Annotated in this window: 14 protein-coding genes; 11 read left to right on the top strand and 3 right to left on the bottom strand. The window is 63.9% G+C overall.

Going from position 1 to position 23,570, the window contains the following annotated elements; all coding sequences use genetic code 11:
* The first annotated feature begins 127 nt into the window (after positions 1–127).
* Genes ACMZPQ_RS15425 through ACMZPQ_RS15415 form a run of 3 tightly spaced genes read left to right on the top strand, consistent with a single transcriptional unit; the run spans position 128 to position 1,401 of the window.
* Entirely contained in the window at positions 128–799 is a 672-nt protein-coding gene (locus tag ACMZPQ_RS15425) for a dienelactone hydrolase family protein (protein WP_197582968.1), read from the top strand.
* On the top strand, positions 796–1,218 hold the full coding sequence (locus ACMZPQ_RS15420) for an HIT domain-containing protein (protein ID WP_197582967.1): 423 nt from the start codon (positions 796–798) through the stop codon (positions 1,216–1,218). Before ACMZPQ_RS15425 ends, ACMZPQ_RS15420 begins: the two co-directional genes overlap by 4 nt.
* 15 nt (positions 1,219–1,233) lie before the next feature.
* Positions 1,234–1,401 carry a LiaI-LiaF-like domain-containing protein gene (locus ACMZPQ_RS15415; protein WP_005410498.1) on the top strand — a complete coding sequence of 56 codons (168 nt, stop codon included), beginning with the start codon at positions 1,234–1,236 and terminating at the stop codon, positions 1,399–1,401.
* Between the two features lie 75 nt (positions 1,402–1,476).
* Here the strand turns inward: ACMZPQ_RS15415 and dcd are convergent, their stop codons facing one another.
* Entirely contained in the window at positions 1,477–2,049 is a 573-nt protein-coding gene (gene dcd / locus ACMZPQ_RS15410) for a dCTP deaminase (protein WP_197582966.1), read from the bottom strand.
* 421 nt (positions 2,050–2,470) lie between these two features.
* Between dcd and ACMZPQ_RS15405 the strand changes: the two genes are divergently transcribed.
* Complete coding sequence (locus tag ACMZPQ_RS15405; RefSeq protein WP_197582965.1) at positions 2,471–5,443, top strand: TonB-dependent receptor domain-containing protein; 2,973 nt, start codon at positions 2,471–2,473, stop codon at positions 5,441–5,443.
* A gap of 72 nt (positions 5,444–5,515) precedes the next feature.
* Here the strand turns inward: ACMZPQ_RS15405 and apbC are convergent, their stop codons facing one another.
* Positions 5,516–6,370 carry an iron-sulfur cluster carrier protein ApbC gene (gene apbC / locus ACMZPQ_RS15400; RefSeq protein WP_005414099.1) on the bottom strand — a complete coding sequence of 285 codons (855 nt, stop codon included), beginning with the start codon at positions 6,368–6,370 and terminating at the stop codon, positions 5,516–5,518.
* 211 nt (positions 6,371–6,581) lie between these two features.
* Here apbC and ACMZPQ_RS15395 point away from each other — a divergent pair, with 211 nt between their 5' ends.
* The 7 genes from ACMZPQ_RS15395 (at position 6,582) to ACMZPQ_RS15365 (ending at position 22,727) form a co-directional block, all read left to right on the top strand.
* Complete coding sequence (locus tag ACMZPQ_RS15395) at positions 6,582–9,371, top strand: TonB-dependent receptor plug domain-containing protein (protein WP_414485995.1); 2,790 nt, start codon at positions 6,582–6,584, stop codon at positions 9,369–9,371.
* 362 nt (positions 9,372–9,733) lie between these two features.
* Positions 9,734–12,556 (top strand): TonB-dependent receptor domain-containing protein, encoded by a 2,823-nt coding sequence (locus ACMZPQ_RS15390; protein WP_197582963.1) that lies wholly within the window; start codon positions 9,734–9,736, stop codon positions 12,554–12,556.
* 422 nt (positions 12,557–12,978) lie between these two features.
* Positions 12,979–16,065 carry an outer membrane beta-barrel protein gene (locus ACMZPQ_RS15385; RefSeq protein WP_197582962.1) on the top strand — a complete coding sequence of 1,029 codons (3,087 nt, stop codon included), beginning with the start codon at positions 12,979–12,981 and terminating at the stop codon, positions 16,063–16,065.
* Positions 16,066–16,264: 199 nt separating this feature from the next.
* Positions 16,265–18,367 carry a M13 family metallopeptidase gene (locus ACMZPQ_RS15380; protein ID WP_312645901.1) on the top strand — a complete coding sequence of 701 codons (2,103 nt, stop codon included), beginning with the start codon at positions 16,265–16,267 and terminating at the stop codon, positions 18,365–18,367.
* Between the two features lie 158 nt (positions 18,368–18,525).
* A complete protein-coding gene (locus ACMZPQ_RS15375; protein WP_197584193.1) occupies positions 18,526–20,535 on the top strand; it encodes a M13 family metallopeptidase in 2,010 nt (669 codons plus the stop codon).
* A 126-nt stretch (positions 20,536–20,661) separates the two neighbouring features.
* Entirely contained in the window at positions 20,662–21,144 is a 483-nt protein-coding gene (locus tag ACMZPQ_RS15370) for a VOC family protein (RefSeq protein WP_197584195.1), read from the top strand.
* Entirely contained in the window at positions 21,141–22,727 is a 1,587-nt protein-coding gene (locus ACMZPQ_RS15365; protein ID WP_197584197.1) for an FAD-dependent oxidoreductase, read from the top strand. The genes ACMZPQ_RS15370 and ACMZPQ_RS15365 overlap by 4 nt, the downstream gene beginning before the upstream one ends.
* Before the next feature lie 138 nt (positions 22,728–22,865).
* Here the strand turns inward: ACMZPQ_RS15365 and ACMZPQ_RS15360 are convergent, their stop codons facing one another.
* Positions 22,866–23,540: a rhomboid family intramembrane serine protease gene (locus ACMZPQ_RS15360; protein WP_008267505.1), complete on the bottom strand. Its 675-nt coding sequence runs from the start codon at positions 23,538–23,540 to the stop codon at positions 22,866–22,868.
* Positions 23,541–23,570: the final 30 nt, after the last annotated feature.

Genomic DNA, 23,570 nt, shown 5'->3' with positions numbered 1-23,570 from the left:
AGCTCCCGGAACAGGAGCGATGGAGTCGCCAGCCTGCAGCTCACCCGATCCGGCACATCCGGCGACATGACGCACACTGGTTCGCACCGGATAATCCCGCTACAACTTCCGACACGAGGCAGCCCAGATGAATGAGTGGATCACCCTGGATACGCATCACGGCGCGGTACGCGCCTGGCAGGCCCTCCCCGAAGGCACCCCGCGCGGCGGGCTGGTGGTGATTCAGGAAATCTTCGGCGCCAACTCGCACATCCGTGGCGTGGCCGAACGCTTCGCCGCCGAAGGCTACGCTGTGCTGGCGCCATCGTTCTTCGACCTGGTCGATGGTGCCGAGGCCGATCCGGATGCCCTGCCCTACGACGCTGACGGCGTGAAACAGGGGCTGGAACGGGTCGGCGCGCTCGGCATGGAAAAGGCGCTGGAAGTGGTTCGTGCCGCTGCAACCCGGCTTGCCCCGTACGGCAAGGTGGGTACCGTCGGCTACTGCTGGGGCGGCACCGTGGCGATGCTGTCGGCAGTGCGCCTGGGCCTGCCGTCGGCCAGCTACTACGGCGCGCGCAACGTGCAGTTCCTCGATGAAACCCCGAAAGCGCCGGTGATCTTCCACTTCGGCGCCCAGGACAAGAGCATCCCGCCCGAGGCGGTCCAGGCCCACCGTGAGAAGCTGCCGCAGATGGCCACCTTCGTCTATCCGGCCGACCACGCCTTCAATCGGGAGGTCGGACATGCGTATGATCCAGACAGCGCCGCCCTGGCGCTGCAACGCACCCTGGACTTCTTCTCGGAGCATCTTGGATGAGCGATTTCGAACTCGATTCACGCCTGGCCACCGATAGCGTGCTGGTGGCCGAAGGACCGTTGTCGCAAGTGCGGCTGATGAACGACGAACGATTCCCCTGGCTGGTGCTGGTACCGCGCCTGGCCGGGGTGACCGAGTGGATCGAGCTGGACGGCGAGCAGCAGGACAAGCTGCGCACCGAGCTCAATCGCGCCTGCAAGGCCCTGAAGGGCGCCGACGGCGTGGAAAAGATCAACATCGGCGCACTGGGCAACATCGTGCGCCAGCTGCACTTCCACGTGGTCGGCCGCCATGACGGGGATCCTGCGTGGCCCGGCCCGGTCTGGGGCAGCGGCCCGGCGCACCGCTACGAGCCGGCGGCGCTGGACCAGCATGTCGCCTACTGGAAGGACCGGCTAGGATATCCGGCCCACTCCTGAGCCTTCGCCGACCCGATGCGATTCAACCTCGTTGCCGCCATCCTGCTGATCCTGATCGGCCTGTTCATGCTCGCCAGCAATCTCGGCTGGACGCACCTGAACCTGTCCAAGCTGCTGCTGACGTGGTGGCCGGTGGCACTGGTGGGTGTCGGCATCGCGATGCTGTTCGGTCGCGGAAAATGAAGAAGGCGGCGCATTGCGCCGCCTTCTTTCATGTAGAGCCGGTCCAGGTCCGGCTCTGCAAACGGCCCACCGTCATCAGGTCCGCGGCAGGGTCACGCCGGTCTGGCCCTGGTATTTGCCACCGCGGTCGCGGTACGAGGTCTCGCAGATGTCATCGGCCGCCGCCTGGAAGAACAGCATCTGCGCGACGCCTTCGTTGGCGTAGATACGCGCCGGGAGCGGCGTGGTGTTGCTGAATTCCAGGGTGACGTGGCCTTCCCATTCCGGCTCCAGCGGCGTCACGTTGACGATGATGCCGCAGCGCGCGTACGTGCTCTTGCCCAGGCACACCACCAGGGTGTCGCGCGGAATCCGGAAGTACTCGACGGTACGCGCCAGCGCGAAGCTGTTGGGCGGAATGATGCACTCGTCGGCGGTGATGTCGACGAAGCTGCCCGAATCGAAATGCTTGGGATCAACGATGGTCGAGTTGATGTTGGTGAACACCTTGAACTCGCGCGAGCAGCGCACGTCGTAGCCATAGCTGGACGTGCCGTAGCTGACGATGCGCTCGCCGTTGGCCTGCTTGACCTGCCCTGCCTCGAACGGCTCGATCATGCCGTGCTGCTCGGACATGCTGCGGATCCAACGGTCACTCTTGATGCTCATGCTCTGTCCTGTTGAACGAGGGGGAAACGGGCTGCGCCCAAGGCGGCGATTCTACAGGCGGGCCGACGGCGCCGACCATGGTGCCGGCCAGCGAACACGAGCGCGCCGCCGCGCCGCCCAGCCCTCGGAGACCCCAGTCGATGCTGAATAACAAATGAGATCAATCACATCGAAACGGATCACTTATCACATATTTATGTCGTTTTCAATCATCACGACATGGATGAAACACTCCGAAACAAAAATCTTTTCTCCTTTTTTTTCAAATACTTGATTGATGCATAAGCGAAAATCCAGATGATGAGCGCCGGATGAACGTTGCATGAGGAAAAATTGATCGTTAGGTTTTCATTCATCCTGAACAATCTGTCCAGGTCTTTTGAACCGAACCGATTTCCCTCTGCAACCGCAAAGGAACACGATGAATCTCAACGTCAATGGACGCATCCTCAAGCGCACTGCTTTGGCGGCCGTCCTGTCTGCAATCGCTGGCACCAGCTATGCCCAAAGCACCGCGGGTGACATCGTCGGCACGGCTTCGTCCGCCGACAAGATCCAGGTGAAGAGCCTGGCCTCGGGCGCGACCCGCGAGACCACGGTCAGCAGCGATGGACGCTTCCGCCTGTCACAACTTCCGACCGGCACCTACGAGGTGGTCAGCTACAGCGCGGGTACGCAGACCGGCAGCACCCGGGTCAACGTCGTGGCCGGCCAGACCGCTACGGCCACCTTTGCCGCCGGCAGTGCCACCTCGCTGGATACGGTCAACGTCCGCGCGACCGGCGTAGCGCCGATCGATCTGAGCAGCGTTGAAACCCGCACCACCTTCACCGCCGAGCAGCTCAACTCGCTGCCGGTTGGCCGCGACGTGACCAGCGTCTCGCTGCTGACGCCCGGTACTGTCTCCTCCAGCGGCTACTTCGGCCCCGCATCGTTCGGCGGCGCGTCGGCGGCGGAAAACAGCTACTACGTCAACGGCTTCAACGTTACCAACCTGTACGACAGCCTGTCGTTCTCGGAAATCCCGTACCAGGCAATCGACCAGCTGGACGTGCAGACCGGCGGCTATGGCGCCAAGTACGGCTTCTCCACTGGCGGCGTAACCAGCGTCAACGTCAAGCGCGGCACCAACGAATGGAAGGGCGGCTTCTCGTGGACGGGCGCACCATCGTGGGGGCGCAACAGCATCCCGAACTCGCATCGCAACGACGGGCAGATCTTCCGCGACTACAGCCAGGCCGACAGCTCGTCCAACGTTTATTCGGCCTGGGCCGGAGGTCCGCTGATCGAGGATAAGCTGTTCATCTTCGCGATGGGCCAGTTCAGCAATTCGAAGAGCTCGGTCTATGGCAGCCGCTCCGAGTACACCGATGCAGCCGTTGGCGCCACCTCGTATGACTACCAGGTCAAGACGCCGTACTGGTTGTTGAAGGTTGACTGGTATCTCAACGAGAACAACCACCTGGAGTACACCGGGTTCGACAACGGCAATCGTTACACCTACGACTACTACAACAACGTCTACGACGTCGCTGCTGAACGTTCGAACCGGACCGGCTACAAGGGCCAGTTGATCGGCAAGCGTGGCGGCCAGACCGATATCTTCAAGTGGACCAGCTACCTCACCGACAACCTCACCGCTTCGCTGCAGTACGGCCAGATGCGCAACACCGCGTCTGAGTTCACTGTCGATCGCAACGGGGTGATGAGCTACTACGACGGTGACGTCCACTCTGCGGACGGCGCCTGCCCCTATGTGGTCTACAACGGCAATCCGATCGGCTGCTCCGTGGCCTCCTCGGTCGACATGAAGGGGGGCAAGAACGAGCGCAAGGGCGGCAAGCTCGATTTCGAATGGCAGCTCGGAAATCACCGCCTGGCATTCGGCTACAGCGATGAAGAGTGGAAGTCCACCCAGGGTACGGCCTACTCCTCCGGTGCCTACTGGGTCATCCGCCCGACCCGTGCACGTCCGGATGCGTACCGCATCAACTACCGCACCGGCGGCAGCGTCAGCATCGATCAGAAGTCCTGGTACGTGCAGGACAACTGGCAGATCACCGACAACTTCATGCTCTACCTGGGCCTTCGCAACGACTCGTTCGACAACAAGAACACCAACGGCGTGAGCTTCGTCAAGCAGGACGATATCTGGCAGCCGCGCGTTGGCTTCTCCTGGGACGTGACGGGAGACGGGCGCAGCAAGCTGTTCGGTTCGGTGGGCCGTTACTCGCTGCCGGTCGCCGCAAACGTATCCCTGCGCGCCGCCAGCCCTTCCTACTACACGGTCGACTATTACGACTACCTGGGCTCGTATGACCCGGTTTCCGGAAAGCCCAACGTCGCCAGCACGCCTTACGACAGCCTGGTCTACAACGGCGAGAACGGCTCCACCCCCGATCCCAAGGCGGTCGCCAGCCGCGGGCTGAAGCCGTACACGCAGGATGAGGCGATCCTTGGCTACCAGTACCAGCTGTCCAGCGCCAATGACTTCTTCAATGACTGGACCGTCGGCATCAAGGCGACCTACCGCAAGATCCACAACGTCATCGACGACACCTGCGACTCCCGCGCCATCTACAACGCGGCCGTGGCTGCGGGCTACGATGTTTCGAGCTGGGACAGCGAGTGGAGCGTGCCGGGCAGCCTGCCAGGGTGCTACCTGTTCAATCCGGGCCAGGACCTGAACATCTCGCTGGACGTCAATGGCGATGGCACTCCGGAAGACATCCACGTACCGGGCAACGTGCTGGGCCCGAAGGCCAAGCGCACCTACAAGGCACTGACACTGAGCGCGGACAAGCGCACCGATCGCTGGTATGCCAGCCTGTCGTATACGTGGTCCAAGCTCGACGGCAACTACGAGGGCCTGGTGAAGAGCGCCAACGGCCAGGACGACACCGGCACCACGTCGGACTTCGACTTCGCCGAGATCATGTACGGTGCCGACGGCTACCTGTTCAACGATCACCGCCATTCGATCAAGCTGTTCGGCTCCTACGACTTCACCCCGGAATGGCAGCTGGGCGTGAACATCCAGGCGCAGTCGGGCTCGCCGATCAGCTGCTTCGGCGGTGGTACCGGTACGTTCGACACCGAGTACGGCTACGGCGCAGCCTTCCACTACTGCAACGGCGAACTCTCGCCGCAGGGCACCTCCGGCCGCACGCCCTGGACCCTCAATGTCAGCCCGAGCCTGACCTACCGCCCGAACTGGCTGTCCGGGTTGAGCATCCAGGCATCGGTACTGAATGCCTTCAACAGCATCAAGCCGCTGCAGGTCTATGAAGTGACCCGCGACGAAGACTACGACCGCACGTACAACAACGTGGGCGTTGGCAAGTACTACACCACGCCGCGCTACGTCCGCTTCCAGGTCCAGTACGACTGGTAAGCAGCTTCCTCTCCAGGAACGTTCCAGATTGCCGCCGGCCTTGCGCCGGCGGCTTTTTCTTTGCTGCCGTGGTTACAGCAGCGACGACAGGATCGGGATCGACGCCCGCGGGCGCTTGCCCACTTCCTCGATCAGGCGTTGCGCGGCATGGCGGTAGGCCTGCGCCGGCACCGAATCCGGTTGTGCCACGGTGATCGGGGTACCGGAATCACCCTGCTCGCGGATGCCGATCTGCAGCGGCAGCGAACCCAGCAACGGCACGCCGTACTGCGCAGCCATGCGCTCGCCACCGCCCTCGCCGAACAGGTGCTCGACATGCCCGCAGTTGCTGCAGGTATGCACGGCCATGTTTTCGACGATGCCCAGCACCGGCACCTCGACCTTCTCGAACATCTTCAGCGCCTTCTTCGCATCCAGCGTGGCGATGTCCTGCGGCGTGGTGACGATCACTGCGCCGGCCAGCGGAATCTTCTGGGTCAGGGTCAGCTGGATGTCGCCGGTGCCCGGCGGCAGGTCGATCAGCAGGAAATCCAGGTCGTCCCACAGGGTGTCGTTGAACAGCTGGGTCATCGCCGAGGTGGCCATCGGCCCGCGCCAGATCATCGGCGTGTCCTCTTCGATCAGGTAGCCGATCGACATGGTGTCCACACCGAACGCACGCAGCGGTTCAATGCTCTTGTTGTCCGGGCTCTCCGGACGACCGGACAGGCCCAGCATGGCCGGCACGCTGGGGCCATAGATGTCCGCGTCAAGCACGCCGACGCGTGCGCCAAGCTGCTGCAGCGCTACGGCCAGGTTGACCGCCGTGGTCGATTTGCCGACGCCGCCCTTGCCCGAGCCGACCGCGATCACGTTGCGGATGCGGGCATGCGGCGTCAGTCCCTTCTGGACCTGGCTGGCATGGGGACGGCGGGGAGAACTGTTCACAACGGGCACCGGCGGAGCTGGGGGAAGAACCCAACATCATACAAGCTGGACGTAACCTGACTGAAATTCAGGATTGCTACAGATTCGTGCACAGATTGTTAAGTTCATGTTACGTTCCCAAGGCACTGTTTTGGGCTGCGGGGCTGGTCTCCAGCACGCACGATGGCGCATGCGCAGTGCCGATTTTGTTTTTGCTCTCTATTGGAACTACATGAAATACGTAAGCAACCCCGCACGTCGCAACACGCTCGCCGTCGCCCTGATTTCCGCTCTGATGGCCGCCGCCCCGGCAATGGCCCAGGACAAGGCGACCAACCTGGACAAGATCACCGTCACCGGTTCGCTGATCCCGCAGACCCAGGTTGAAACCCAGACCCCGGTGATGTCCATCACCGCCGAAGACATCCAGACCCGCGGCTTCAGCAGCGTTGCTGAAGTGCTGCAGCAGTCGTCGCTGACCACCGGCGGCCTGCAGGGCGGCCAGACCTCGGGTTCGTTCACCCAGGGCGCCGAAGCCGCCGGCATGTTCGGCCTGAACCCGGGCTACACCAAGTACCTGATCAACGGCCGCCCGATGCTCTCGTATCCGGCGCTGTACAACGGTAGCGACACCTTCAACAACATCAGCGGCATTCCGATCGACATCGTCGAGCGCATCGAAGTGCTGCCGGGTGGCCAGTCCTCGCTGTACGGCTCGGACGCGATCGCCGGTGTGGTCAACATCATCCTGAAGGAGCGCATGGACGGCGGCACGATGACCGTCCGCGGCGGCACCTACACCGAAGGCGGCGGCAGCAACATCCGCTTCAGCGCAGCCAAGGGCTTCAACGCGTTCGACGACCGCTTCCACGCGCTGGTCAACGTGCAGATCGAAAATGGCAGCCCGATCTGGGGCTACCAGCGTGACATCACCAAGCAGAACAACCCGGCCGGCTACACCGCACAGGTGCCGTCGAACGACTTCGCCGTCATCACCAACGCAGACAACAAGCTGCTGATGATGGACCCGAGCCGCTGCGCCAACGTGGCAGGCCTGTACGACGGCACCACCGTCGTCGGCAAGCGCGCGTCGGGCGAGTCCTGCGGTTCGGTGTACAGCGCCGGCTACAAGACCCTGAAGAACGGCAAGAACAGCGGCCAGTTCTACTCGTCGATGACCTTCGACGTGAACGACAACTTCCAGCTGTTCGCCGACGTGCTGTACAGCAAGGAAAAGACCGAGTTCACCTCCGGCTCCAGCGCCCTGTGGTGGGGCACCAAGTCGGTCATGGGTGGCTTCTACGACCAGGGCATCGGCAAGGTCGTGAACCTGCAGCGCGCCTTCGCACCGGAAGAAATCGGCCCGGGCGACTACAACAACATCCTGAACTCCGATGAGAGCCGTGCCTACCAGGTCACCCTGGGCGGCAAGGGCATGGTCGGCGACTGGGACTACAGCGCCAGCTTCACCCGCGGCGAATACCGCCTGGACCAGAACCGCTTCGTGCGCTTCAAGGACAAGATCGAGGACTTCTTCGGCCAGACCGTGCTGGGCCCGCGCCTGGGCACCACCGCTGATGGCTTCGGCATCTACAACCCGAACTACGCTGCCTTCTACTCGCCGATCACCCCGGACCAGTTCGCCAGCTTCACCGGCTACGGCACCCACCGCAGCAAGACCTGGCAGAACCTGGGTCGCGTGCAGGTGACCAACGGTTCGCTGTTCAGCCTGCCGGGCGGTGACGCCGGCCTGGCCGTCGTGCTGGAAGGTGGCAGCGAAGGTTGGGACTACTCGCCGGACCAGGCCTTCATCGATGGCAACGTGTGGGGCACCACCGCCGTCGCCGGCGCCGGTCACCGCAGCAACTACGCGGTCACCAGCGAACTGCGCATGCCGCTGCTCGAGAAGCTGACCGTCAGCGCCTCGGGCCGCTATGACGCGTTCAAGATCGCCGACAAGACCGTCGACAAGGCCACCTACAGCATCGGCCTGGAATTCCGTCCGATCGAGAGCCTGCTGCTGCGCGGCAAGTACGGCACCGCCTTCCGTGCACCGACCCTGTCCGATGCGTTCCAGGGCATGAGCGGCTCGTACTCGTCCGGCCAGAACGATTACTACCGTTGCAGCCAGCTGGGTTACGCGCTGCGTGACGAGGCCTGCTCGTTCTACAAGAACACCTCGGTGTACAGCGAAAAGTCCGGCAACCCGGACCTGAAGCCGATCACTGCCGACGTGTGGAGCGCAGGCGTGGTGTGGGCCCCGGTGAGCAACTTCTCGCTGTCGGCCGACTACTACAACTGGAAGATCAAGAACGAGGTCAAGACCCTGAGCACCGACCAGCTGCTGCTGGCCGAGTACCAGTGCCACAACGGCCTGCCGAACAACACCTCGGCCAGCTGCCAGAACGTCACCGACTGGGTGTCGCGCGATGCCGGCGGCAACCTGACCCGCGTGTACACGCCGAAGCTCAACGTTGCCAGCCAGAACCTGGAAGCGGTGACCGTGGCGGCCAAGTACCAGCAGGATATCGGCCGCTTCGGCTCGCTGATGTTCTCCGGTAACTACACCAACATGCTGAAGCGTGAAGTGCAGCCGATGCCGGGCGCCGCCAAGCTCGACCTGCTGAGCGATCCGTACAACATGTGGTACTACGACAACTTCGCCAAGGTCCGTGGCGATCTGTCGGTGGCCTGGAACATCGCCAAGTTCACCACCACCGTGTACGCCAACTACGTCGGCAGCACCCCGAACTACCTGGCCTACACCGGCCGCAGCTACGGCTACGTCCACTCTTCCGGCGCCAAGGCCGGCAAGTGGGGTTCGTACACCACGTACAACCTGAGCATGAACTACCAGGCACAGGACGATCTGGTCCTGTCGCTGATGGTCAACAACGTGTTCAACAAGCTGCCGGAAGGCCAGCGCTACAACTACCCGGGCAACGAATCGACCCCGTTCAATGACGGCTTCTACAGCGTCTACGGCCGCCAGATCTCGGCCCAGGTCAAGTACAACTTCTGATCCCGTCGTTTTCCGGACTTCGTGTCTGGACCAGGCCCCGCTTCGGCGGGGCCTTTTTTTTGCCATCAATACGGAGCGGTAAAGTCCGTGATGTATCGATTGTTAATGTCAGTTGAATTTATCAAACATTCATCATTTTCATGCCTCCCGATAATCCGGAAACCGGCAGAAACGCCTACGGAGAAGGGGGTTTTCGCCAAGCACGCAACCGCTCGTCACCAAGTGTTACAGAGCCGCGCAAGGCAAGTTAAGCGTGTGTTACGTTGACGCCACGCCGCCAGACCGCACAGGCAGGGCAGCTGAATAGAATCCGAATTCCCAGGAACGGGAAACGCGTCATCACGATCACACGGAGTAATCGCATGTCTCGTCGTCGCTTCGCATTCTCGCGCCACCCGCTTACCCATGCTGTTGTTGCCAGCCTCCTGTTGGCCGGTACCAGCGCCACCGCCGTGGCACAGGACAGCAGCAAGGCCGCCACAAACCTCGACCGGGTCACGGTGACCGGCTCGCTGATCCCGCAGACCCAGATCGAAACCCAGACGCCGGTGCTGACCATCAGCGCCGAAGCGATCCAGGCGCGTGGTTTCTCCAGCGTCGCCGAAGTGCTGCAGCAATCTTCGCTGACCACCGGCGGCCTGCAGGGCGGCCAGACCTCGGCATCATTTACCCAGGGCGCGGAAGCGGCCGGCATGTTCGGCTTGAACCCGGGCTACACCAAGTACCTGATCAATGGCCGGCCGATGCTGTCCTACCCGGCGCTGTACAACGGCAGCGACGCGTTCAACAACATCAGCGGCATCCCGATCGATATCGTCGACCGCATCGAAGTGCTGCCGGGTGGCCAGTCCTCCCTGTATGGCTCAGACGCCATCGCCGGCGTGGTCAACATCATCCTCAAGGAGCGCATGGACGGCGGCACGCTGAACGTGCGCGGCGGTGCGTATTCCGATGGCGGCGGCGCCAGCTTCCGCGTGAGCGGTGCCAATGGCTTCAACAGCAAGGACGATCGCTTCCGCGCACTGGTCAACGTGCAGTATGAAAAGACCACGCCGATCTGGGGCTATCAGCGCGACATCACCAAGCAGAACAATCCGAACGGGTACACCCGCCAGCTGCCTTCGAACGATTTCCTGGTCTTCGACGCGGACAACAACGATTTCCTGATGATGGATCCGAACAACTGCGCCGGTATCGCCGGCCAGTTCGACGGCACCACCATCCTCGGCACACGTCGCGCCGGCCAATCCTGTGGCTCCGCGTTCGGCGCGGGCTACAAGACGATCAAGAACAGCAAGGAAAGCAGCCAGTTCTATTCCTCGCTGACCTACGATGTGAATGACAACCTGCAGCTGTTCGGCGATGTGCTCTACAGCTACGAGACCGTCAAGTACAACACCGGTGCCGGCTACAACTACTGGGGCACGGACATCAGCATGGGCCCGTTCTTCGACGAGGGCAGCGGCCGCTATCTGGGCCTGCAGCGCGTGTTCGCCCCCGAAGACATCGGCGGTGGCGGCTACCGCGACATCATGAACACCGACCGCAGCAAGTCCTACCAGGTCACCCTGGGCGCACGCGGCGCGATCGGCAGCAACTGGGACTACGAGGCCAGCATCACCCGCGGCGAGTACAAGCTCAACGAGCGTGGCTACGCGCGTTGGAACGACCCGATCAACAACTGGTTCGCCGACAACGTGCTGGGCCCGGTGCTGGGCCAGACCGACGACGGCTACAACATCTACAACCCGAACTGGGGTGCCTTCTATTCCAGGCTGCCGGAAGGTGCCTTCCAGAGCTTCACCGGCTTCACCACCAGCCGCAGCCGCACCTGGCAGACCCAGACCCGCGCGCAGATCACCAACAGCTCGCTGTTCAAGCTGCCCGGTGGCGACGCCGGCTTCGCCGCCGTGGTCGAGGGCGGCAGCGAAGGCTGGAACTACACGCCGGATGTGCGCCTGACCGACGGCACGGTGTTCGGTACCACCTCGGTGGCCGGCAATGGCCATCGCAGCAACTACGCCGTCACCAGCGAACTACGCCTGCCGCTGCATGACATGCTGACGGTGACGGCCTCCGGCCGCTACGACAACTTCAAGATCGCCGGCCACACGGTCGACAAGCCCACCTACAGCATCGGCCTGGAGTTCCGTCCGTTTGAAAGCCTGCTGGTCCGCGGCAAGTACGGCACCGCGTTCCGTGCGCCGTCCCTGCCCGATGCCTTCCAGGGCAAGAGCGGCTACTACGCCAACAGCGCGAAGGACTACTACCGCTGCGGCCAGCTCGGTTTCGATCCGTCCAACACGGTCGATTGCCGCTACGGCAGCGTTTCGGTGTTCGGCACGCAGTCGGGCAACCCCGAGCTGAAGCCGATCACCGCCGATGTATGGAATGCGGGCCTGGTCTGGGCGCCGATCAACAACCTGTCGGTGTCGGTGGACTACTACAACTGGAAGATCAAGAACGAGGTCAACACGCTCAGCTCCGACCAGCTGCTGCTGGCCGAGTATTACTGCCGCAACGGCCTGACCAACACCGCCGGCGCCACCTGCGAGGAAGTGGCCAACTGGGTCACACGTGATGCCAGTGGCGCGCTGGATGAGATCTACACCCCGAAGCTGAACGTGGCACGGCAGAACCTGGAGGCAGTCACCGCCAGCTTCAAGTACGTGCAGGACATCGGCCGCTTCGGTTCCCTGCAGTTCGCCAGCAACTACACCAACATGCTCAAGCGTGAACTGCAGCCGCAGCTCAACGACCCGTTCCTGGACCTGCTGGGCAATCCGTACGCGATGTGGGTGTACGACTCCTATGCCAAGGTCCGTGCCGACGGCTCGGTGGGCTGGTCAATCGACAAGTTCACCACCACGCTGTACTTCAACTACATCGGCCGCACGCCGAACTACATGTCCTACATCGGCCGCAGCTATGACTACGTCGACCCGACCTCGGGCTACAAGGCTGGCAAGTGGGGCTCGTACACCACGTACAACCTGAGCGTGAACTACCGCGCGATGGACAACCTGACGTTCTCGCTGATGGTCAACAACCTGTTCAACAAGGTGCCGGACAACCAGCAGCACTCCTACGCCGGCAACATCGACGTGCCGTACAACAACTCCCTGTACAACGCCTACGGGCGTGCGATCTACGTGCAGGCGCAGTACGACTTCGGCAGGAAGTAAGCCCCAGCCCTGCGAAACAGCAAGGCCCCGCTCCGGCGGGGCCTTTTTTTATGCCTGCTCCTCCCACTCCCTGGGCACCGCCGGCCACCAGGGACACCAAGGACACCAAGGACACCAAGCGACCAAGCCCGGCGAGACTGCGCAGCACCATTCATGAATCGTCGCCAAACGTTACACGTCTACCTCATGCGCGAAAAACACTTCATTTCGTGAACGAAATGTTAAATGCACATTGGCGACAGATGCCGACCTATTCGCGGATGATCGGCGCATCGATTAATTCCAGGCTGGAAATTGCAAATTTTTCGTTCAGGAACCATTGCAATTTTATTCACGAGGCATTTATAAATGAGTCACGCCGTTTGTGACCCCGTTCCTATTTCGTCACAAGGCGCACCCACTACACATCGGAGAGAGTCCTGATGCAAACGAAGTTCTGGCGCCGTGCGGCGCTGGCTACCGCCCTGTCTGGCTGCCTGTTCTCGGTTGCCCACGCCCAGTCCGTGACGGGCTATATCTACGGCCAGGCCCCGGCCGGCTCGGGTTCAACCGTGGTTGTCCGCAACATGGGCACCGGTGCCACGCGCACCCTGCCGGTCGATGCCAACGGCCGTTACCGCGCGTCCGACCTGCCCAACGGCCGCTACTCGGTGGAACTGCGCCGTGACGGCGCCACGGTCACCACCCAGGATGACGTGGCGGTCAACATCGCCTCCGGCACCGAGGTCTCCTTCGCCGGCGGCAAGGCGACCGATCTGGACGGCATCGTGGTCCGCGCCGCCTCGATCGCCTCGATCGACGTCTCGCAGGTCGATACCCGCACGGTCTTCAACTACGAAGACCTGCGCAGCCTTCCGTTGCCGCGCGACATCACCGCCGTTGCCCTGCTGGCCCCCGGCGCGATTGCCAGCAACAGCTACAGCGGCGTGCCCAGCTTCGGTGGCTCGGCTGCCTCGGAGAACGCGTACTACATCAACGGCTTCGCGGTGACCAACCCGCTGACCAGCATCGGCTCGACCACCCTGCCGTTCGAGGCCATTGCCCAGGAGCAGGTGCTCACCGGTGGCTTCGGTGCGGATTTCGGCCGCTCCACCGGCGGCGTGGTCAACATCGTGACGCGCCGTGGTACCAATGAATGGAAGGCCGGCGCCTACGAAATCTGGACCCCGGAATCGCTGCGTGCGTCGCCGCGCAACATGAATTACGCCAACACCGGCCACTTCACCGCCAACGATCCCCGCGGCGCGGCTTACCAGACCGATGGCAAGCTGTACCAGTACCGAGCCAAGAACAGCTCCTGGCAGAACACCACCGGCGCCTACGTCGGCGGCCCGATCGTCAAGGACAAGCTGTTCTTCTTCGTCAACGGTGAGTTCACCAAGACCGACGGCTCCAGCGCCCGCTACGCGACCAACACCAGCCCAGCCAACCTGACCCGCGGTTGGAACGAGTACACCTACGAGTACCCGCGCTGGACCGCGAAGATCGACTGGAACATTACCGACAACCATGTCGTCGAGCTGACCGGCGTGTCCGACGTCACCAAGTACGACGCCGTGTACTCCGCGTTCAACTACAACGATTTCAGCCACGACAGCAAGCAGACCGGCGGCATCAGCACCAAGGAAGACGCCAAGCTCTACATCGGCAAGTACACCGGCTACCTGAGCGACAACCTGACCCTGTCGGCGTTGTACGGCCGCCAGAAGATCGAACACTCGCAGGGCCTGTATAACTACGATGCAAGCTGCCCGTACATCAGCGCCGCCACCACCGCACGCGTGCCGGGCCTGAACTACAACGGCTGCCAGAGCACCACCTCGCTGGTCAACGCACCCGGCGCCTTCGACGAGACCAAGGGCGGCCGCATCGACCTGACCTGGCGCCTGGGCAACCATGAAGTCCGCTTCGGCTTCGATCGCCAGGATGCCGAATCCCTGACCGGCACCGAGTACCCGGGCAGCTACGGCTGGATCTACCGCCGCTCCACCAACCCGAACACCCCGATCGATGCATCGCACGGCGTGGGCTCGGCGGCGAGCGGTGGCGGCCTGGGCGCCCAGGGCTACTACGTCTATCGCCTGTACAGCACCAAGCTGGCACAGCCGAAGACCGAGCAGGCCTCCCAGTACATCGAAGACCGCTGGCAGGTGTCGAACAACGTGCTGCTGTCGCTGGGCCTGCGCAACGAGCAGTTCACCAACTACACCGGTACCGGCGAGAAGTACGCCAGCCAGAAGACGCAGATTGCGCCGCGACTGGGCGTGGCCTGGGACGTGAATGGCGATTCCTCGCTGAAGGTGTTCGCCAATGCCGGCCGCTACCACCTGGCGATGCCGAACAACGTGGCCGTGCGCGCCGCCTCCGGCTCGCTCAACACCAATGAGTACTTCACCTACACCGGCGTCGATCCGACCACCGGCGCGCCGACGGGCCTGAACTCGATCCCGGTCGATGCCTCGAAGGGCTACCTGTGCCCGGGCACCAACGCTGTCGCCAGCAACCTGGAATGTGGCAATGCGCCGAATCCGCGCACCCTGGCCGCGGTTGACCTGAAGTCGCACTACCAGGACGAGTTCATCGTCGGCATGGAGCAGCAGTTGGCCGCCGATACCGTCTGGGGCGCGAAGTTCACCTACCGTGAGCTCAAGAGCGCGATCGACGATACCTGCACCCCGGCGCTGGGCGGCGCCTGCTTCCTGTTCAACCCTGGCGTGGGCAATACGTTCTGGGAAGAGCAGGCCGATGGCAGCTACGAGAAGGTGCACTATTCGGCGGCCGACCTGCGCCTGCCCAAGCTCAAGCGCAAGTACTACGCCCTGGACCTGTTCCTGGAAAAGCGCACTGACAACTGGTACGGCAAGGTCATGTATACCTTCAGCCGCAACTACGGCAACACCGAGGGCCAGCTGAATTCGGACCTGGATACCGGCACCGGTGGCCAGGAAGACGTCTCGGTGACCCAGGATTGGGATCTGCCGCAGCTGATGGAAGGCGCCAACGGCCTGCTGCCGAACCACCGTGGCCACGTGTTGAAGGCCTTCGGCTACATGAAGCTGACGCCGGAATGGCGCGTCGGCGGCAGCCTGACCGTTGCCGAAGGCCGCCCGAACAACTGCACCAGCATGTACCCGACCCCGGACAAGGGCCTCTACGACGGTTCCTACTACTGGTACTGCGGGCTGCCGGGCAGCGGCACCACGCCGGGCACCCCGGGTTACGTGGCACCGTCGTCGGACTACGGCTCCTCGCCGCGCGGTTCGCATGGCAAGGCACCGTGGCAGTTCAACCTGGGCCTGAACATCGCCTACACGCCGGACTGGGCCAAGGGCCTGACCCTGCAGGCTGATGTGATCAACCTGCTGAACCGCCAGGTCGCCGGCAGCTACTACTCCCGTTATGCCGCCTCGCCGTACCGCGGTGCTGCGGACTACAACCCGGAGTACGGTCGTGAGCTGAACTACTCGACCCCGCGCTACTTCCGCTTCACTGCCCGATACGATTTCTGATCATCCGGCAGCAACGTTGACCTGGAAGGCCCGTGCAATTGCACGGGCCTTCTTTTTTCCGTTCGTGGCGCCTTGAGCGCGGCCCCTTGCGCCCGGCCATGACCTTCGACACCCTTGCAGGTCAGGCCAGCGGCGTATCGTTCGGCCCACGGCCGTTCTGCGGCCTTTCCCTGACTCACTCGGCCTGGAGGCCATTCAAGTGACCCGTACTCCCAAGATCGTGCTGCTGACTCTGGCCGTTTCGGCCGCGCTGGTTGGCTGCGGCAAAACTGAAACCCCGGCCAAGGACGCCACCGCCTCCACGCCGGCCCCCGCCCAGGCCACCCAGTACACCTTGGACGAGAGCAAGCTGCCGGCCTACAACGCCTTCCAGCCCAGCGACCTGGACACCAGCAAGGACGCCTGCGGCGCCTTCGGTGACTACGTCAACAGCAAGTGGCTGGCTGCCAATGAGATTCCGGGCGACCGCACCAGCTGGGGCGCCTTCACCATCCTCGACGAACGTTCGGTCGCCGTGCAGCACCAGCTGGCCGAGCAGGTCGCACAGGTCAAGACCCCGAACCACATCGAGAAGATCGTCGGCGACCTGTGGGCGACCGGCATGGACGAGGCCAAGATCAACGCGCAGGGCATCGAGCCGCTGAAGGCCGACCTGACCGCGATCGACGGCCTGCAGGACAAGGCAGCCATCGCCAACTACCTGCGTACCAGCGCCGCCAAGGGCGACAACATCCTGTTCGGCTTCGGCGCCGAAGCCGACTTCAAGAACTCGGCCGTGAACCTGGCCTACGCCAGCCAGGGCGGCCTGGGCCTGCCGGACAGCACCTACTACACCGACGCCAAGAACGCCGACAAGCTGAAGGCCTACCAGGCGCACGTCGCCAAGGTGCTGGAACTGTCCGGCGTCGCCGCGGCCGATGCTGCCAAGCAGGCCGAAGACGTGGTCAAGTTCGAGACCCGCCTGGCCAAGGCATCGAAGTCGCGCGTCGAACTGTCGCGCAACGTCGAGCTGTACTACAACCCGGTCACCCTGGCCGACGCCGACAAGCTGACCCCGAACTTCAGCTGGACCGAGTTCTTCAAGTCCCAGGGCGTGGCCGCGCCGGAGAAGTTCTCGCTGGCGATGCCGGCCTTCCATGAGGAAGTAAGCGAGGCGCTGGGCGACACCGATCCGTCGGTGTGGCGCGCCTACCTGCGCTTCCACACCGTGGACAGCGCCTCGCCGTACCTGGCCGATGCCTTCGTGCAGGAGAACTACGAGTTCTACGGCAAGACCCTCAATGGCCAGAAGGAACAGAAGCCGCGCTGGAAGCGCGTGCTGGGCACCATCGAGAACGATGCCGGTGAAGCCTTCGGCCAGCTGTACGTGAAGGTGGCCTTCTCGCCGGAAGCCAAGGCGAAGATGGAAGAGCTGGTGAAGAACCTGGCCGCTTCCCTGAAGGAACGCATCCAGGGCCTGAGCTGGATGAGCGATGAGACCAAGGCCAAGGCCATCGCCAAGTGGGAAACCTTCACCCCGAAGATCGGCTACCCGGACAAGTGGCGTGACTGGTCGGGCCTGCAGACCCAGCGCGACAGCTACCTGGGCAACGTGCGCGCGGCCAACGAGTTCAACTACAAGTTCAACCTGTCCAAGATCGGCAAGCCGGTGGACAAGACCGAGTGGGGCATGACCCCGCAGACGGTCAATGCCTACTACAACCCGCTGCAGAACGAGATCGTGTTCCCGGCCGCCATTCTGCAGCCGCCGTTCTTCGACCCGAAGGCCGACGACGCACTGAACTACGGCGGCATCGGCGCGGTGATCGGCCACGAAATGACCCACGGTTACGACGACCAGGGCGCGCGCTTCGGGCCGACCGGCAACATGGAAGACTGGTGGACCGCCGCTGACAAGAAGAACTTCGAAGGCCTGACCGGCAAGCTGGTCAAGCAGTTCGACCAGTACAAGGTCGACGGCCAGGCCGTGAACGGCCACCTGACCCTGGGCGAGAACATCGCCGACCTGGGTGGCCTGGCCACCGCCTACGACGCCCTGCAGAAGGCCAGCGCCGGCAAGGAAGATCCGAAGGTCGACGGCTTCACCCGCGACCAGCGCTTCTTCTTCAACTGGGCCACCGTGTGGCGCACCAAGTACACCCCGGAAAACGCCAAGGTCCGCCTGGCGACCGACCCGCACGCGCCGGCGCAGTTCCGCGCCATGGGTGCGCCGTCGAACCTGCCGACCTTCGCCGCTGCATTCCAGTGCAAGGCCGGCTCGCCGATGGCCCGCTCCGGTGACCAGCAGGTGGTGATCTGGTAAGCCACGGCTGACGCTGCGGCAGACCTGCAAAGGCCCGGGATTTCCCGGGCCTTTGTTTTTGGCGGCGCCCTGCGAACGCAGCGTGATGCGTGCATGCCGCGTCGATGCGCGGCTTGCTATAGTGCGCGCGCCCTCAATCCATCACGGATTCGTTCCACATGCCCAACTTCCGTCCGCTTGCCATCGCCCTGGGCATCAGCCTGGCGACTCTGGTCCCGACCCACGATGCGTTCGCCGCCGCCAAGAAGAAGGCCGCCCGCGCCCCGGCTGTCAGTACCCAGTGCAGCGACTTCTACGACGCCACCAATGCAGGCTGGCTGAAGGCCAACCCGGTGCCGCAGACCGGTGCCACCACCGCGCTGGGCCAGCTGGTCGATCGCAGCCGCCAGCAGCAGCGCGAGCTGCTCGACGCCGCGATGAAGTCGCCGCAGGGCAACGTGCAGAAGCTGTTGGGTGACTTCTGGGCCAGCGGCCTGGACGAAGCTGCCGTGGAAGCCGACGGCTCCAATCCGATTGCCCCGTTGCTGACCCGCATCAACGCCATCAAGAAGGCCAAGGACGTGCCGGCCTCGATCGCCGCGCTGCACCAGGTCGGCATCCCGGTGGCCTTCAACTTCGGCCCCGACGTCGACCTGAAGGCGCTGGATCGCCACATCGGCTACTTCATGCAGGGCGGCATGGGCCTGCCGGACCCGGCGTTCTATACCCGCACCGACGCCGACACCGTGGCGCTGATGGGTCGCTACCGCGCCTACGTCAAGCAGATCCTGGCGCTGACCGGCACCCCGGCCGCCAAGCTGGATGCCGAATCGCAGTCGGTGATCGCGCTGGAAACCGAGCTGGCACGCAATGCGCAGTCGCTGGCCGGCATCAACAACCCGTTCAACAACTACGCGCCGATCTCCACCAAGGAGCTCAACAGCCGCTACCGCAACCTGCAGCTGGATGCCTTCCTGAAGGCGCAGGGCGTGGAGGACGACCTGGTCTCGCTGGCCGACCCGGGCCTGTTCAAGCAGCTCGACGGCATGGTCACCAAGCTCAAGCCGGAGCAGTGGAAGGCCTACCTGCGCTGGCGCGTGGGTGACTCGATGGCGCCGTACCTGTCCAAGGCCTACCGCGACGCCGAGTTCGAGTTCCGCGGCCGCGTGCTGCGTGGCGAGACCCTGCCGCCGCAGCGCTGGGAAGACGTACTGGATGCGATCAACGTGGCCGCCGGCCCGATGGTCGGCCGCGAGTACGCCGCGCGTTACCTGTCGGCCGAAGACCGTCGCCAGGCGGCGTGGATCGTCGACAAGGTGCGTGAAGTGCAGATCGAGGCGGTCAAGAACAGCAGCTGGATGAGCGCCGAAGCCAAGACCGAAGCACAGGCCAAGCTGGCCGCCCTGAAGATCGAGATCGGTACCCCGCTGCGCGACCTGGACTACAGCGTGCAGCCTATGGGCCGCGGCTCGTTCGGCGGCAACATGCTGATCGCTTCGACCTGGCGCCATCGCGAGGAAATGAGGCGCATCGGCAAGGGCAACGCCGACCGTCGCTGGGACGTGCTGCCGCAGCAGCCGTCGCTGGCCTACGACCTGGCGCAGAACCGCCTGATCGTGACCGCCGCGATCCTGCAGGGTCCGGTGTTCAACGCCAAGGCTGACGCCGCCGACAAGTTCGGCAGCTTCGGTGGCCTGGTCGGCCACGAACTGACCCGTGCGATCGATGCCAAGGGTGCGCTGGTCGACGCCAAGGGCGAGCTGCGCAGCTGGTGGACCCCGGCCGACAAGACTGCCTGGACCCTGCTCGGCAACCGTGTGGCCGCGCAGTACAGCGCCTACGATTTCCCGGGCGTGAAGGGGGCCAAGGTCAACGGCACGCTCACCCAGGAAGAGAACCTGGCCGACATCGCCGGCCTGGAACTGGCCTGGGCGGCGTATACCGCACAGGAGCCGAAGGCCAAGCAGGCACAGCAGCAGGGCTTCTTCCGCGCCTGGTCGACGCTGTGGGCACAGCAGCTGTCGCCGAACGAGGCCGTGCGCCGCCTGACCGCCGACATCCGCGCGCCGGGCCTGTGGCGCAGCAACGGCACGCTGGCCAACCTGCCGGCCTTCGGTGCCACCTTCAGCTGCAAGGCCGGCCAGCCGATGCAGCGCAGCGAAGCCGAGCAGATCAAGGTCTGGCGCTGAGCCTGCTGATGAACCGGTAACGCAGAGGGCGCCTTCGGGCGCCCTTTTCTTTTGCGGGTGCAGCACGATCCGGGTTTAACACCGGGCGTGCTATCGCTGCAGCTTCGTCCATCGCGGAGCCCGAACATGGCGCACAAGAACACCATCTGTGTCTGGTACGACACCGGCGCGCTCGAGGCCGCCACCTTCTACGCCAGCATCCTGCCCGACAGCGCGGTGACCGCCGTGCATCACGCTCCGGGTGATTTCCCGGACGGCAAGGAAGGCAACGTGCTGACAGTCGAATTCACCGTCTGCGGCATTCCCTGCGTCGGCCTCAACGGCGGCACCGCGTTCAAGCACAGCGAAGCGTTCTCCTTCCAGATCCAGACCGAGGACCAGGCCGAGACCGACCGCCTGTGGAACGCCATCGTCGGCAACGGCGGCCAGGAGAGCCAATGTGGCTGGTGCAAGGACCGCTGGGGCATCTCCTGGCAGATCAGCCCGCGCATGCTGATCGAAGCGGTGACCAGCAAGGACAAGGCACTGGCCAAGCGCGCTTTCAACGCGATGATGCCGATGAAGAAGATCGACATCGCCACCATCGAAGCGGCGATCCGCAACGCATGACGACATGGGATGCGATCCTGATCGGCGGTGGCCACAACGGCCTGGTCTGCGCGGCCTATCTGGCGCGCGCCGGAAAGAAGGTGCTGGTGCTGGAACGTCGTGGCGTTCTCGGCGGTGCGGCGGTCACCGAGGAATTCCATCCCGGCTTCCGCAACTCGGTGGCGTCGTACACGGTGTCACTGCTGCAGCCGAAGGTGATCGACGACCTGCAACTGCATGCGCACGGGCTGCGCATCGTCGCGCGCCCCGCCAACAACTTCCTGCCATTGCCGGATGGCCGCTATCTGCTTTCGGCACCCGGCCGCACCCAGGCCGAAGTCGCGAAGTTCTCCGAGCGGGATGCGCAGCGCCTGCCCGAATATGAGGCACGCCTGGAGATCTTCGCCGACGTGCTGCGCGCATGGGCCCTGCGCGCACCGCCGGATATTGGCGTTGCAGGTGGTTGGCGCGCGCTGCCCGCACTGTGGCAGATGGGTCGTCTCGGGCGCGAACTGTCGACGCTGGATCCCTCGCTGCGGCAGGAGCTGCTGGACCTGTTCACGCTGTCGGCGGCCGAGTACCTGGACCGCTGGTTCGAGAGCGAGCCGATCAAGGCGCTGTTCGGTTTCGATGGCATCGTCGGCAACTACGCCAGCCCGTATACCCCGGGCAGCGCCTACGTGCTGCTGCACCACGTGTTCGGCCAGTGCAACGGCGTAAAGGGCGCTTGGGGCCACGCAATCGGTGGCATGGGTGCGATCAGCCAGGCCATCGCCGCCTCGGCGCGCGCGGTAGGTGCGGAACTGCGCGTGGAGGCCGGCGTGCAGCGCGTGCTGGTCGAGCAGGGCCGCGCGGTGGGCGTGGCACTGGCCAACGGCGAAACGCTGCGCGCCCGTGCGGTGATCGCCAACGTCAACCCGAAACTGCTCTACGAACATATGATGGAACCGGTGCACGTACCGGCGGCCACACGCGAACGCATGGCGAACTGGCGCTGCGGCTCGGGCACGTTCCGGATGAACGTGGCGCTGTCGCGGCTGCCGGAGTTCCGCGCCCTGCCCGGCCACGGCGATCACCTCAGCGCCGGCATCATCATGGCGCCCAGCCTGGATTACATGGACCGTGCGTGGCTGGATGCACGGCGCGACGGCTGGTCGCGCGAACCGATCGTGGAAATGCTCATTCCCAGCACGCTGGACGACTCGCTGGCACCGCCCGGCCAGCATGTGGCCAGCCTGTTCTGCCAGCACGTGGCACCGGTGCTGCCCGACGGCCGCCACTGGGATGATCATCGGGACACCGTGGCCGACCTGATGATCGCCACCGTCGAACGCTATGCGCCCGGGTTTTCCGGCAGCGTGCTGGGCCGCCAGGTGCTGTCACCGCTGGATCTGGAACGGACCTTCGGCCTGATCGGCGGCGACATCTTCCACGGTGCACTGAGTGCCAACCAGTTGTTCTCGGCGCGGCCGATGATTGGCCAGGCCGGCTACCGCGGCGCCCTGCCCGGCCTGTACCTGTGCGGTTCGGGCACCCATCCCGGTGGCGGCGTCACCGGTGCGCCCGGGCACAATGCCGCGCAGGTGGTGTTGCAGGATCTATGAAGGCGTGCCGACCAACGGTCGGCACCTACAGCGTCAAATGATCCCATTCAAAGCCTGCCAACCAAGGTTGGCACCTACCCGCGTGGGAAGGTGTGCCGACCAACGGTCGGCACCTACAGCGTCAAATGATCCTTCGGATCATTTGACGCTGCGCAGATGGTTCGGGCGATTCGGCGGGCCCGGCGGCCGGCGCTTGTTGAACGGTGGCTGCCCGCGCCAGTAGCGGATCAGCAGCCAGCCGAACAGCATGCCGCCCAGGTGCGCGAAGTGGGCGACACCGGGCTGCCAGCCGGTCATGCCCAGTACCAGTTCACCCACGCCGAACAGGATCACGAAGGTCCGTGCCTTCATCGGGATCGGCGGGAACAGCAGCATCACCCGCTGGTTGGGGAACAACATGCCGTAGGCCAGCAGCAGGCCGAACACGCCGCCGGACGCACCCAGCACGGTGGCCGGGTTTTCCAGCAGGGTTCCTACCAGCAGCTGGCAGACACCGGCGCCGGCCACGCAGACCAGGTAGTACAGCAGGAAGCGCTTCTCGCCCCAGGTCTGCTCCAGCGGCGCACCGAACATGAAGACTGCCAGCATGTTGAAGAACAAGTGGCCGAAGCTGCCATGCAGGAAGCCATAGGTCAGCAGCTGCCACGGCTGGAAGTTGCCACCCGGCGAGAACGCATCAAAGCCCTGCTGCAACGGCTGCAGCATGAACGGCTCGAAGGTCTGCATGCCGAGCAGGAACGGCTGCTGCAGCAGGAACAGGATCGCGTTGGCGATCAACAGGGCCTTGGTGACGGTTGGCAGTCGCGGGAACATGGGAGCACCGGCATGGAACGGCCTCCATCA

This window comes from Stenotrophomonas maltophilia (assembly GCF_047497515.2).
Classification (GTDB): Bacteria; Pseudomonadota; Gammaproteobacteria; order Xanthomonadales; family Xanthomonadaceae; genus Stenotrophomonas.
This window is presented reverse-complemented; position numbering and strand designations above follow the sequence as displayed.